The organism is Bradyrhizobium sp. WYCCWR15520 (genome assembly GCF_056174665.1).
Window position 1 is genome coordinate 190734 of record NZ_JBWBWM010000013.1, and the last position, 12376, is coordinate 203109.

General features: G+C 61.2%; 14 protein-coding genes. 5 read left to right on the top strand and 9 right to left on the bottom strand.

Translation table 11 applies throughout. From position 1 onward, the window contains the following. Positions 1-170 precede the first annotated feature (170 nt). A complete protein-coding gene (locus AC0QUY_RS17045) occupies positions 171-770 on the top strand; it encodes an NADPH-dependent F420 reductase (protein WP_475387651.1) in 600 nt (199 codons plus the stop codon). Between the two features lie 264 nt (positions 771-1034). Here AC0QUY_RS17045 and guaA read toward each other — a convergent pair whose 3' ends face one another. After that, positions 1035-2630, bottom strand: a complete 1596-nt coding sequence (gene guaA / locus AC0QUY_RS17050) for a glutamine-hydrolyzing GMP synthase (RefSeq protein ID WP_475387652.1) — start codon at positions 2628-2630, stop codon at positions 1035-1037. Between the two features lie 192 nt (positions 2631-2822). On the opposite strand from guaA, the gene AC0QUY_RS17055 reads away from it, so the two are divergent. Next, entirely contained in the window at positions 2823-3155 is a 333-nt protein-coding gene (locus AC0QUY_RS17055; RefSeq protein ID WP_161854069.1) for a DHCW motif cupin fold protein, read from the top strand. 96 nt (positions 3156-3251) lie between these two features. Here the strand turns inward: AC0QUY_RS17055 and AC0QUY_RS17060 are convergent, their stop codons facing one another. Continuing rightward, the gene (locus AC0QUY_RS17060; protein ID WP_475387653.1) at positions 3252-4550 is read right to left on the bottom strand and encodes an RsmB/NOP family class I SAM-dependent RNA methyltransferase; all 1299 of its coding nucleotides are present in this window, start codon (positions 4548-4550) and stop codon (positions 3252-3254) included. Between the two features lie 10 nt (positions 4551-4560). After that, entirely contained in the window at positions 4561-4983 is a 423-nt protein-coding gene (locus tag AC0QUY_RS17065; protein ID WP_161854067.1) for an MAPEG family protein, read from the bottom strand. Between the two features lie 177 nt (positions 4984-5160). On the opposite strand from AC0QUY_RS17065, the gene AC0QUY_RS17070 reads away from it, so the two are divergent. Next, positions 5161-5847, top strand: coding sequence for an acriflavin resistance protein (locus tag AC0QUY_RS17070; RefSeq protein ID WP_475387654.1), 687 nt, complete (start codon positions 5161-5163; stop codon positions 5845-5847). 237 nt (positions 5848-6084) lie between these two features. On the opposite strand, the gene AC0QUY_RS17075 is transcribed toward AC0QUY_RS17070, so the two are convergent. The 4 genes from AC0QUY_RS17075 to AC0QUY_RS17090 all read right to left on the bottom strand — a co-directional run bounded on the left by AC0QUY_RS17075 (position 6085) and on the right by AC0QUY_RS17090 (position 8497). After that, positions 6085-6885 carry a calcium-binding protein gene (locus AC0QUY_RS17075; protein WP_475387655.1) on the bottom strand — a complete coding sequence of 267 codons (801 nt, stop codon included), beginning with the start codon at positions 6883-6885 and terminating at the stop codon, positions 6085-6087. Between the two features lie 22 nt (positions 6886-6907). Then, positions 6908-7198, bottom strand: a complete 291-nt coding sequence (locus AC0QUY_RS17080; RefSeq protein WP_475387656.1) for a hypothetical protein — start codon at positions 7196-7198, stop codon at positions 6908-6910. Between the two features lie 16 nt (positions 7199-7214). Then, the gene (locus tag AC0QUY_RS17085; RefSeq protein WP_475387657.1) at positions 7215-7940 is read right to left on the bottom strand and encodes a hypothetical protein; all 726 of its coding nucleotides are present in this window, start codon (positions 7938-7940) and stop codon (positions 7215-7217) included. A 128-nt stretch (positions 7941-8068) separates the two neighbouring features. After that, the gene (locus tag AC0QUY_RS17090) at positions 8069-8497 is read right to left on the bottom strand and encodes a hypothetical protein (protein ID WP_475387658.1); all 429 of its coding nucleotides are present in this window, start codon (positions 8495-8497) and stop codon (positions 8069-8071) included. A gap of 403 nt (positions 8498-8900) precedes the next feature. On the opposite strand from AC0QUY_RS17090, the gene AC0QUY_RS17095 reads away from it, so the two are divergent. Both AC0QUY_RS17095 and AC0QUY_RS17100 read left to right on the top strand, forming a co-directional pair. Next, entirely contained in the window at positions 8901-9869 is a 969-nt protein-coding gene (locus AC0QUY_RS17095; RefSeq protein WP_475387659.1) for a dienelactone hydrolase family protein, read from the top strand. A gap of 197 nt (positions 9870-10066) precedes the next feature. Next, positions 10067-10906 carry a metallophosphoesterase family protein gene (locus AC0QUY_RS17100; protein ID WP_475387660.1) on the top strand — a complete coding sequence of 280 codons (840 nt, stop codon included), beginning with the start codon at positions 10067-10069 and terminating at the stop codon, positions 10904-10906. 6 nt (positions 10907-10912) lie between these two features. Here the strand turns inward: AC0QUY_RS17100 and AC0QUY_RS17105 are convergent, their stop codons facing one another. Both AC0QUY_RS17105 and AC0QUY_RS17110 read right to left on the bottom strand, forming a co-directional pair. Further along, positions 10913-11191, bottom strand: a complete 279-nt coding sequence (locus AC0QUY_RS17105) for a hypothetical protein (protein WP_475387661.1) — start codon at positions 11189-11191, stop codon at positions 10913-10915. A gap of 117 nt (positions 11192-11308) precedes the next feature. Continuing rightward, positions 11309-12331, bottom strand: a complete 1023-nt coding sequence (locus AC0QUY_RS17110) for an NADP-dependent oxidoreductase (RefSeq protein WP_161854060.1) — start codon at positions 12329-12331, stop codon at positions 11309-11311. Positions 12332-12376: the final 45 nt, after the last annotated feature.

Here is a 12376-nt window from a genome sequence, read left to right on the forward strand (position 1 = left end):
AAGTCGTTCACGGCAGGACGTCTACGCGTCAATTCAGGAATTCGAACCGATGACGCGCATCGCTGCGGTGGCGGTCCGAATATCTCGCGAAGGTCGCCATGCAGCGAAACGGATAACCCAGCGCCGTTGAAGGCCGAGGAATCAATATCAACACGGATCGGAGAAGTATTATGAGCTATGCGATTGTAGGATTCGGTGCGGTAGGCCAGGCTCTCGCCCGAGCCTTCGCCCGTAAGAACATCAAGGTGGCCGTCGCGAGCCGCCGGCCGCCCGAGGCGTTGGCGCCGCAGGCTCGGGCGATTGGACCCACGGTCGTTGCCAAGTCGCTGCGGGATGCACTCGAGGCCGACACAATCATCTTGGCGGTCCCGTTCGGGGAGCATCGCGAGGTTGCGAAGGCCCTGCCGAGCTGGAAAGGCAAGACGGTCATCGATGCGATGAACGCGTTAGTTCCCCTTGAAGAGCTGGACGGTCTCCCGTCCTCCGCCTTCGTCGCGAAGGCGTTCACCGGCGCCAGGCTCGTGAAAGGTTTCAATCACCTGATTGCGGCCACCCTGGCTGCCGATCCGATCGTCGAGGGCGGCCACCGGGTGGTCTTTCTGTCGAGCGACGACGAGGATGCGACCGCTCCCGTGGCGGCCTTGGCCAAACAACTCGGGTTCGCACCCGTCAAGTTGGGAAAGCTCAACGAGGGCGGCGCGCTGGTGCACGCACGCGGCCGCACTTGGGGCCAGCTCATCTTCCAGGATTTGTTCAAGAAGGAGCAGTAATCGATCTACGACCGTGTGATCGACGCCGAGAAACTGGTCGCGCGCGCTAACTTCTTCGAGCAGCGCGCGACCGAATATTTGAAGGCCACAAAGTCGCGAAGGTTGGGGTGGGCCTGACGGCGTATGGGCACCGTTCGAAGAGCGGGGAGACGCCCGACAGAGCGGCAGATCTGCGGGTCGCTTAGAATCTATCGACTGCTATCGATGGCCTAGGATTCGCTCGAGTGTCCTCTGCTATCCGATACTACTCCACGGTACTCCCCCTCACTCCCACTCAATCGTCCCCGGCGGCTTGCTCGTCACGTCATACACCACGCGGTTCACACCCTTCACCTCGTTGATGATGCGCGTTGCGGTCTCGCCGAGGAATTTCATGTCGAAGGAATAGAAGTCCGCGGTCATGCCGTCGGTGGAGGTGACGGCGCGCAGGCCCACGACGTATTCGTACGTTCTGCCGTCGCCCATCACGCCGACGGTCTTCACCGGCAGCAGCACGGCGAACGCCTGCCAGATCTGGTCGTACAATCCCGCCTTGCGGATCTGATCAATGTAGACCGCGTCGGCGTTGCGGAGGATGTCGAGCTTTTCTTTTGTGATGTCGCCGGGGCAGCGGATGGCGAGGCCGGGGCCCGGGAACGGGTGGCGGCCGACGAAGATTTCGGGCAGGCCGAGCTCGCGGCCGAGCACGCGGACCTCGTCCTTGAAAAGCTCGCGCAAGGGCTCGACCAGCTTCATGTTCATGCGTTCCGGGAGACCGCCGACATTGTGGTGCGACTTGATGGTCACCGACGGGCCGCCGGTGAAGGAGACGCTCTCGATCACATCAGGATAGAGTGTGCCCTGCGCGAGGAAATCGGCGCCGCCGAACTTCTTCGCTTCGGCATCGAACACGTCGATGAACAGGCGGCCGATGGTCTTGCGCTTCACTTCGGGATCGGTGACGCCGGCGAGTTCACCGAGGAATTGCTTCGACGCGTCAACATGCACCAGCGGGATGTTGTAGTGATGCCGGAACAGGTCGACGACGGTCTTGGCTTCATCGAGCCGCAGCATGCCATGATCGACGAACACGCAGGTGAGCTGGTCGCCGATCGCCTCATGGATCAGCACCGCGGCAACGGCGGAATCGACGCCGCCGGAGAGGCCGCAGATCACCCTGCCCTTGCCGACCTGGGCGCGGATCTTTTCGATTGCTTCCTCGCGGAAGGCGCGCATGGTCCAGTCGCCGGTCAGCCCTGCGACCTTGCGCACGAAGTTGCGGATCAGCTTGGCGCCGTCGGGCGTGTGCACCACTTCGGGGTGGAACATCAGGCCGTAATATTTGCGTTTCTCGTCCTGGATCACCGCGAACGGCGCGTTCGGCGAGACGCCGGCCACCGTGAAGCCGGGCGGCATCTTGGTGATGCGGTCGCCATGGCTCATCCACACCGGATGCTTCTCGCCCTTGGCCCAGGTTTGATCGAACAGGTGGCTTGAAGCCTTGACCTCGACGTCGGCGCGGCCGAATTCGCGGTGATGGCCGCCCTCGACCTCGCCGCCAAGCTGGGCGGCCATGGTCATCTGGCCGTAGCAGATGCCGAGCACGGGCACGCCGGAATCGAAGATTTTCTGCGGCGCGCGCGGCGAGCCCTTTTCGTGCACCGATTCCGGGCCGCCGGAGAGGATCACCGCCTTCGGCTTCATCTCGTCGAAGGCTAACTCGGCCTTCTGGAACGGCACGATCTCGGAATAGACGCCCTCCTCGCGCACCCGGCGCGCGATCAGTTGCGTCACCTGACTGCCGAAGTCGACAATCAGAATCTTGTCATGCGCCGAGGCCACCGAGGGCGTCGACTCGCGGGCTTTCTGTGCTGCTGTCATGGACAGGAATTACGCGACGGGGCGCGGCCTCGCAACCGCGGCAAAGGGCTGACCCACATTCTTTCTCGGGCATGGACAAGGTGATATTAGGTAAGTATTATTGACCTAATTTGCGCCAACCAATCATCTGGCGCATTGGTCAGCCACAGCCGTCATTGCGAGAAACGAAAGCGACCCGCAGGATCATCGCGCATGAAAATCCCCACCCTGCCGTTCACCGTCACCGACTGGAGCCAGATCGCCGCGACGACACACGCGGGCGTTTCAGGTGAAGCACGCTGGCGCACACTCGACATCGGCGATCTCCGCGTGCGGATGGTCGAGTATTCGCCAGGCTATCTCGCCGATCACTGGTGCGACCGCGGCCACGTGCTCTACGTGCTGGAGGGCGAACTCGATACCGAATTGCGCGACGGGCGGACGTTCAAGCTTCGCGCGGGCATGAGCTACCAGGTCTCGGATTTCGGCGACGCCGCGCACCGCTCGTCGACGAAGACGGGCGCGAAGCTGTTCATTGTGGATTGAGGTTTTGTAGGGTGGGCAGAGCGAAGCGTGCCCACCATTCAAGACAACGGTCGCGGATAGATGGTGGGCACGCTTCGCTCTGCCCACCCTACGCGATCATCGCTTCTTCAGCACCGAGACGAAAAAGCCGTCCGTGCCCGTGCGGCGCGGCGTCATCAGCCATCCTTCGGGAGACTGTAGCGCGGCCTTCTCAAAATCCTCCGCTCTGTCCCACAGCACGCTTGCCGTCTCGTTCAATGGCTGAACCGAAAACTCCGGATGTCGCGACACGAAGCCGCGGATCTGCTCGCCATTTTCCGCCGGCAGTACCGAGCAGGTGACATAGGCGATGCGGCCGCCGGGCTTCACCATCGCGCTCGCGCGATCAAGCACTTCGGCCTGCTCCTTCAAGCGGACTTCGAGCGCGCCGGGGCGCATGCGCCATTTGGCGTCGGGGTTGCGGCGCCAGGTGCCGGTGCCGGTGCAGGGCGCGTCGATCAGGATCAGATCGGCTGACGCCTTGATGTCGGCCAATGGATCAGCGTCGCCCTTCGGCGCGCGGATTTCAGCGTTGTGGACGCCGGCGCGCGACAGCCGCTCGTAGATCGGCGCGAGCTGGCGCTTGTCGCGGTCGGTCGCGATCAGGCGGCCCTTGCCTTGCATCATCGCCGCCAGCGCCAGCGTCTTGCCGCCGGCGCCGGCGCAGAGATCGATCACCTGCTCGCCGGGTTTTGCGGCCGAGAACAGCGCGGCTAGCTGCGAGCCCTCGTCCTGGACTTCAATCGCGCCCTTGATGAAATCTTCTTCCGCGTGGATGCCGGGATTGCGCGCATCGGCGCCGAGCTCGATGCGCAGGCCGAGCGGCGACCACGGCGTCGGCGTGGCTCCGAGATGACTGAGCGAGGCGAGCACTTTTTCGCGCTTGGCCTTCAGCGTGTTGACGCGCAGATCGAGCGGCGCGCGGCTCGCCATCGCGGTGGCTTCGGCCACGCGGTCGTCGCCGAACACGGTGGCCAGATGCGGATCCAGCCATTCCGGATAATCGCCGGCGACGTGCGGCGGCGCGCCGTCGAGGCTGCGCGAAGTGAGTGCGGATCGTTCGGCCTCGCTCAGCGGTTCCGGCGCAAAACGTCCGCCGTCGCACAGCGCCGATATCGCATCGGTGTTCATGCCGCGCTCGAGCCTGAGCACGCCGAGCACGCGCGCCCGCGACGTGTCGGCATCCATCAGCCAGGCGCTCGACGCCCGTCGCCGCAGCACGTCCCAGATCAGGCCCGAGATCGCCGCGCGATCGCCCGAGCCGGCATACCGGTGCGCGGTGCCCCACTCCTTCAGCGCCTTGGCCGCGGGAACGCGGTCAGTGTCGATGGTGTCGATCAGTTCGATGGCGGCGGAGAGCCGGGCAGCGGGGGTCATTCAAAACTTTCTAGATCAGAAGCAAGAGCTTCAGCGCGAAGTAGATCCACATCGCCAGCAACACCAGCGCGCCGGCGAACCACGCCAGGCTGCGCTGCTGGATGTTGTTGGAAGTGATGAAAATGCCGGCATGGGCAAATCGCGTCACCACGAACACCCAGGACATCAGCACAATGAAGAGATCGGCCCGGCGCAGCGGCAGCGCCAGCGCGATCAGGATGTAGAACAGGAGGGGTACTTCGAACTGATTTGAGAAGCAATTGCCGATCTGGGCCACGCGCGGTGGATATTTCGGCTGCCCCGCCGCGATGTCCTTCAGGCTGGTTTCCCTCGCCTTCACCGCCTTTGTCCGGGCGGTCACCATCCAGAGCATCAGGAAGAAAGTGAGCCCGATCAGGACAAAGACCGGCAGCAAAACCATTTGAACCGACATGAGAATCTCCCCCGAAGCCTGCTTGAGGCCCTAAAGCAATAACGAGACGTCCCTCGCCTGACAAATCCACTTATCGGGCTCGCTTGAACCGCAAGCAGAGCCTCTGCGACCAACTATCGAGAATTCCGAAGGTTCTGGTCCCAAACCCGCCTTTCAAGCCCTCCCCATGAGCTGGCGATGAACATCACCTCCCCGATCCTGACCGGCGCCGGCCGCGCCGTCGAGCTACCCGGCGATTCCGTGAGCTCCCTGCTCCGCGCCGTCGGGTTCAGCCCCGATGGCGGGCTCGGCATCGTGATGTCGGCGCTGGCCGGCATCGCCGCGGCGCTGGCGGTCGCGATCGTGCTGTCGGTTTATTTCCGCAGCGGGCAGCGCAGCCGCCAGGATCTGGTCAAGCACGGGCTTGCGGCTTCCGCGGTGCTGGTCCTGGTCGCCTTCGTGGTCTCGGATATCAGGCACGCGGCGCAGGCCTATCTCGGCCTCAATCCGGCAAAGCCCGCGGTGGAATTTGAAATCCGCCTGCCGAAGGCGGCGCTGACCACCGCCGCCGACATCCAGATCGAATTGCTGACCGACCGGAACCAGAAACTGGCCAAAGTTCAGGAGGCGCTGGCCTCGACGGCTGACGGCCGGAGCGTCTTGCGCGGCACGGTGACGCTCGACTACCGCACCACCGAGCGCATGATGGTGCTGAACCTGCCCGGCCAGGTCCAAAGCACATTCCGGCTGCGGCTGCCGGCAAGCCCCTCGTATCAGCCGCAGTTCGGGCCGTGGCATCTGGCCGACGGCATCGTGCCCGCCAACGGCGGCGCTGTGACGACCGAAATCCACGACGCCTTCGCGATCCGCTATCGCGTGCTTTGAGGCACGCGCACCACCCATCGCGCGACTGATCCTTGGCGCCCGGCACCGGTGTGCCCGCTAACATGCAGATGACGCGGGATTGGTGGGACGGCAATTTCGGCCCGCAGGACGATGCGGCGGGCCAAGGCGCTAGAGCGGTTGCGTTGCCGGATTGCGCTAAAGGACAAGGACGGCAAGACCGCAGCGAATATTTGCTTTGACGGGGCGAACTAGGCGCCCCGTCGGGCTACGCGCGCTTTACACAATGTGGAAGTCCGTCGTGTTAAGGGTCGCCAGCGAGACGCCCTTCAGCAGTATCGTATTGTCCGTGCTGATGGTGATCAGCGTATCGTTCCCCGACGCCGTGGCCGCCGCGAGCACGGCTGCCGCATCGGCGACGACGCCGTCGCGGAATTCGAGAACGTCGCTGCCGGCCACGAAATCATTGACGGTATCTCGCCCGAAATTGGCTCGGAAAACGAAGGTATCGCTGCCCGCTCCTCCAGACATGACATCGTTACCCGCACCGCCAAGGATCGTGTCGTTGCCGGACGTCCCCGAGATGGAATCATTACCAGACGAACCGCGGAACCATGCCGCATTGGCGATTTGAGTCCGATCCCATGTCGTCCCATTGGCGAAATTCACCTGTTCGATACCGGCCCCGCCGGAGAATTGATTGTTGACCTGAATCCTTTCGCCGGTCGCAATGTTCGTGATGTAAAGATTGTTCTCCCAACGCATGAACTCGACGTCCGAGGCATTGAGCCCAACCAGCTTGACGACATCCGTTCCCGCGTCCGAACCGCTCTCGGAAATTACATCGTTGCCGTAGCCGGTAGCGTAGATGTAGGTGTCGCTGCCGCCAAAGCCGGTCAGCGTGTCGTTGCCGCCTTTGCCATCGATGGTGTCGTCGCCCGAACTTCCATTGATGCCCTCGCCGTTCGCCGAGCCGCGGTACCACGCGGCGGAGGCGATCTGAGATCGATCCCACGTCGTCCCATTGGCGAAACTAACCTGTTCGACACCGGCCCCGCCGGAGAATTGATTGTTGACCAAAATCTGCTCGCGATTCCACTGGTCATCCGCAAATGCCTACCCCAATCATACTGGAGGCAACGTCTGCCCCCAGTCCGTACGCACCAAAGACTGCCAAGGAGGGAGCGATCCGTGCCGCCAACGCACCTACAATTCCTCCCTCCGCAACATAGGCGCCGAATTTCCCGAAAATTGTGCCTTCGAACATACCAACGCTGAAGAGATGTAGGTCTGCCTTTATTTGACCGATGAATGCTGGATCGTCATTCTTAATGCCGTCCACCCAATTGTTATGAGCGCCTGTAATTGCATCCAAAAGCTCAAGCACTGACATGACGGCCTTCCTTTTCTTATCTCAGGAACTTACGCAAAATCGAAGCGATTGCGACGTCAACAAACACGAGGAAACAGGGAAGCAGCGCAAACGTGAGGTTGACGTTGCGGTATGCTGGCCACCAATTGCTCGAGTAACCCAAGACGCTAAAATAGGCGAGAAATACAATTATTGCCCCCGCTGCTCCTCCAACTACAATTGTTACTGTAGATTGGTAGAGTGTCAGCATCAAATTGCGTTGGCGCATAAGCCAAGCTATCCGAGCGACATGCACTGCCAGCAAACCGGCTAATGTCACAGTCAGCGCAAAATTTGGCTCGTTGAAAAGAAGAAGCGCCGCGCTCCAACCTAAAATTCCGATGAGGCAATCGACTATCCACATTCGAACGATTTGCGGTCGGTTTAGGAAATAGAAATCACTGAAGCTAACTGCGCGCGTCCAATAACTTCCATTCTCGACTTCATGGTTCTCTCGCAACGATAACGAGATTGCTCCGCTGTCGGCCCCACCTTCCGCGCGTATCGCTGACATCATTTCGCCCGTGGTCGCCGACCAGCGAAGATTCTTGCTCCATAGGATGATGATCGCTGCGAAAAATCCAAGGACTAGCCCCATGCCGGGCACGACAACCAACGGCCGGACGTCCGCGGCAGCAAAGGGCAACATAACCAACAGAGGTGCGACCGCTGCACAAATCGCTACAACAAGAGCATAGGGCAAGCGGTCGACAAATCTTATCATGCTCGACCTCCTCCTAATTCCGTTGGCCTATCACGCTGCTCTCGTCCTGGAGCTGTCCTGCAGTCCATCCCGCCCTGGAAGCGTAGTTCGAATTGTCAACGTTGACCACATGATGCCCGCTTCCGATCTCAACCTGCCAAGTCATTAGCGTCCTCTACGATGGTCGCATCAACGACGGCAAGACACAGGTTGGCGCGCCCCACATTCGTCATTAAAGATTCGTCGATGATCTGGATCGGCTGCGAAATTGCGCAAAAGAGGCTCACAATCAGCGAAACAGCAAGTATGAACAAGACGCGGATCACCGCATCTTGGCCCGCGTCCTTGAGCTCATGACTGGCTACATAGGCGATCGCAGCGATAGGCGACAGGAAAAACAAATGAAACCAGATCAAGCGAACCGCTTGACTTGGATTGGAGTCGCCACGAATCCCGAACATCCTTATCCGGGAACGTTTACCGGAAGACAATTTAGCTGAACAGTGATTTGGAAGCTTCAAAGCATCGATGAAAGAAGTCCAGTGCTGCGCTTCGCACCGCCAACTGGCTACGAGCAAGCGTTCTCTCGCCGGCTGCACATATACGCTTTCGCCCGATCATGGACTAAGCGAGAGGCCTGAATTCCCGACCACAAGAACTCCAAGGGTCGCACGAGACTGCCATGTGCAGACTCAACGAGCGACTGCTATTTGTAGCTAGCACTTCTCAACGTTGTAAATAGATTTCTTCGACCGATCAGTTTTACGACAAGTTCTATGAGTCTCGTTGGTGTTAAGCCACATCCTACATCCTTTATGCGACTAACTGCAGAAGCGACGCAAAATGTCTCATTTTGCGGTTTAGTTCAGACATGCTCGTCAGCCAAAAATAAATCCAGCGAGAGCCGATACATATCGAGAACTTGGTCTACAATGTCCCCGACAGCCGCCGAAAAAGAGCGGCCGCGGGAGGAATCCAACTTTGCGATTTCGCGATCAGGATATTGTCTTCGCCAACGGCGCCAAAGGCCAGAATTTCGAAATTCCCACCGCCAATCCGCTGAATTACTTCCATGTCATCAGCAACGCCTCCGACCTGCCGAAGCTTTCGATTGACGGCAAACTATTCCTGCCGGCCACGAATCGCCGGAAGGCGGACGGAAAATGGCCGCTGGTGATCGTGGTCCCGGGCAGCCTCGGCGTGGCTTCCTCGCATCTGGCGCATGCCGAAACGGTGTCGAATGACGGCTTTGCGGCATTTGTGCTCGACGGGTTTGGCGCGCGCGACGTGACGTCCACCGTCGCCAACCAGACCCAGTTCTCATTCGCCGCCAGCGCCTATGACGTGCTCGCAGCCTGGAAAGTGCTCGCAAGCCATCCCGAAATCGATACATCGCGAATCGGCGCGCAGGGCCACAGCCGCGGCGGCTCGGCCGTGCTGACGGCGGCGACGCGCCGCTTTGCCGATGCGGTGGTCGGCGCCGGCGCGGGTTTTCGCAGCGTGCTCGCCGCTTATCCCTGGAGCGGGCACCAATTCCTCGATCCATCCGTCGACGAGACCGAGATCCGCGTCATCATGGGCGATGCCGATGAATGGTGCTCGCCGATGCAGGTGCAGGGCCACTGCCAGGCGATCCGCCTCTCCGGCGGCAAGGCGACGATGCGGCTGATCGGCGGAGCCCAGCACAGTTTTGACCGCGGCACTGATATCGAGAACGTTCCGGACGCGTCCGTCTCCCCCGCCGCGCCGACGATCTACATCGCCAATGACGGCGCCTTCATCCATCCGCTGCACGGCGTCGCGGACAGCAAGCTGACCGACCGCGACCTGATGGTTTACGCGCTGAAGGCCGGATATGGCCGCAAGGGCGCCCGCATCGGCAGCCGCGATGGCGATGCCGAACTGTTCAAGGCTGATATGCTGGCGTTCTGGCGACGGACGCTGGGGTAAGTGAGTTACGCCACGCAACACGCAAATCGCCGTCATCCCGCGAATGCGGCTGATCCTGTATTCCAGCGACGCCAGCGATTAAATCGAGAAGCCGCGGCGTACTGGGTACCCCGCCTTCGCGGGGTACGACGATTGAGGTTGTGGCGTCATCGTTCCGACTTCGGGCTCAGCTATGATCGGGCCAAAAGGACTAATGCATGACCGAATTTCGCCTGACGCAAATTTCCGACACCCACCTTTCCCGCGCCGCCCGCTTCGCCAGCCTGACCGACAATTTTCATCGCGTCAGCGAGCATATCGACACGACGCGGCCCGATCTCGTGATCAACACCGGCGACCTCGCCTTCGACGGACCAACCAGCCCGGACGATCTGAAATTCGCAAAGGAACTGCATGACGGGCTGCCGGTCCCCTGCCGTCATTTGCCCGGCAATCACGATATTGGCGACAACCCGACGGCGGTCGGTACCGCGCCGACGCAACCGGCAACCGAACAGGAGCGGCAGAAATATCTATCCGCGATCGGCGAGGACCGCTGGCGGTTCGATGCGGCTGGCTGGAGCTTTATCGGATTGAACTCGCTGATCATGAACACCGGGATCGAGAGCGAGGCCGAGCAGTTCGGTTGGCTCGCTTCAGAACTCGGGCGCGTGAACGGCAGACCGGTCGCGCTGTTTCTGCACAAGCCGCTGTTTCTGAATGCGCCTGATGATGCCGAGACGGAGGAAACGGCGATCCGTTATGTGCCGCAACCCCGGCGCAGAAGCCTGATCGAGATGTTCGCTGGAGTCGATTTGAGGCTGGTCGCCTCAGGCCATGTTCATCAGCGTCGCGATTTCACCTATCGACATACGCGCCATGTCTGGTCGCCATCCGCCGGCTTCATCATTTCCGACCGGCTTCAGCCCATCATCGGCACGAAGGAAGTCGGGCTGGTGGAGTATCGTTTCCAGCCCGACGCCCTTGAGGTCCGCCACGTCAGAGCGCCGGGACAGACCGATGTTGATCTGGATTCACTGATTGGCAGGAAATCCTAGAGCGCATCACCACTGGCGCTCCACGAGGCCATAGGAAGTGTAGGAACTATCGTCCCAAGGCGCCGTCGCAAACGCGCCTACGCGCGGGGCCGGCTGAAACCGGTTGCCGTAATAGTAGCCTGGTCCGGGCGCGGCTCTTACACCGTCTCCTCCAGTGGAATAGCTGGAGTACGGGTAGTTAAACCCGATCATGCCCGGTTCCTGATAGACCTCTTGAGCCATCACCGGAGTGGCCAGCATCGTGGCGGCAAACAGGCCGAGCGATAGTTTCTTGCAGTTCATCATTTGGCATCTCCATTGGATGTCAAAGCCAAACGATGCTCAGGTAACGACGTTCCGACATTTGCCTCAAGTGACCGTGAGGTTCATTTTACGTGTTCCCCACGGCCACCGCAGTTCACTTCACGCCTTGTCGGGGCCAACGCGCACGAGTTGCTTGCCGAAATTGGCGCCCTTCAGAAGGCCCATGAATGCGGCCGGCGCGCTGTCGAGGCCTTCGGTGACGAACTCCTTGTGCTTGACCTTGCCCTCGCGCACCCACCCCGACATGTCGCGCAGGAAGTCGGCGTGACGGGCGGCGAAATCGCTGACGATGAAGCCGCGGATGGTCAGCCGCTTGGTCAATACGTTGCGCATCATCGCCGGCGCCCATTTCGGCGCCACCGCCTGCGTATCGTTGTAATGCGCGATCAGGCCGCACACGGGAATGCGCGCAAAGGCATTGAGCAGCGGGAACACCGCCTCGAACACCGCGCCGCCGACATTCTCGAAATAGACGTCGATGCCCTTCGGGCAGGCGTCTTTCAGTTTCGCGGCAAGATCTGGATCGCGATGATCGAGGCAATCGTCGAAGCCGAGCTCGTTCTTGACGTAAGCGCACTTGTCCTTGCCGCCGGCAATCCCGACCGCGCGGGCGCCCTTGATGCGCGCGATCTGCCCAACCGCCGAGCCGACTGCGCCCGAAGCGGCCGCGACCACGACGGTCTCGCCCGCCTGTGGCTTGCCGATGTCAAGCAGGCCCGTATAGGCGGTCATGCCGGGCATGCCGAGCACGCCGACCGCGGTCGAGATCGGTGCGATCTTGGGATCGATCTTCGCAAGACCCTTGCCATCGGAGATCGCATGCGTCTGCCAGCCGGCGCGCGACAGCACGATGTCGCCCTTGGCGAAGGCGGGATTGTTGGATGCGATCACCTCGCTGACAGTGCCGCCTTCCATCACGCCGTTGATCGGCACCGGCTGCGCGTAGGACGGCCCGTCGCTCATGCGCCCGCGCATGTAGGGATCGAGCGACAGCCAGATCGTGCGGAGGAGAACTTCGCCGGCGCCGGGTGTCGGAACCGGGCAATCTTCGAGACGGAAGTCGGAGGGTTTGGGCTCGCCGACGGGGCGGGATGCCAGAACGATGCGTTTGCCTTGGGACATGGTTGGTTCCTCCGGTTCTTGTTGGTTCGTCATTGCGAGCGTAGC

Coding starts and splice junctions, on each gene's coding strand:
- AC0QUY_RS17045 (WP_475387651.1), top strand. CDS start 171: ATGAGCTATGCGATTGTAGGATTCGGTGCGGTAGGCCAGGCTCTCGCC.
- guaA (WP_475387652.1), bottom strand. CDS start 2,630: ATGACAGCAGCACAGAAAGCCCGCGAGTCGACGCCCTCGGTGGCCTCG.
- AC0QUY_RS17055 (WP_161854069.1), top strand. CDS start 2,823: ATGAAAATCCCCACCCTGCCGTTCACCGTCACCGACTGGAGCCAGATC.
- AC0QUY_RS17060 (WP_475387653.1), bottom strand. CDS start 4,550: ATGACCCCCGCTGCCCGGCTCTCCGCCGCCATCGAACTGATCGACACC.
- AC0QUY_RS17065 (WP_161854067.1), bottom strand. CDS start 4,983: ATGTCGGTTCAAATGGTTTTGCTGCCGGTCTTTGTCCTGATCGGGCTC.
- AC0QUY_RS17070 (WP_475387654.1), top strand. CDS start 5,161: ATGAACATCACCTCCCCGATCCTGACCGGCGCCGGCCGCGCCGTCGAG.
- AC0QUY_RS17080 (WP_475387656.1), bottom strand. CDS start 7,198: ATGTCAGTGCTTGAGCTTTTGGATGCAATTACAGGCGCTCATAACAAT.
- AC0QUY_RS17085 (WP_475387657.1), bottom strand. CDS start 7,940: ATGATAAGATTTGTCGACCGCTTGCCCTATGCTCTTGTTGTAGCGATT.
- AC0QUY_RS17100 (WP_475387660.1), top strand. CDS start 10,067: ATGACCGAATTTCGCCTGACGCAAATTTCCGACACCCACCTTTCCCGC.
- AC0QUY_RS17105 (WP_475387661.1), bottom strand. CDS start 11,191: ATGATGAACTGCAAGAAACTATCGCTCGGCCTGTTTGCCGCCACGATG.
- AC0QUY_RS17110 (WP_161854060.1), bottom strand. CDS start 12,331: ATGTCCCAAGGCAAACGCATCGTTCTGGCATCCCGCCCCGTCGGCGAG.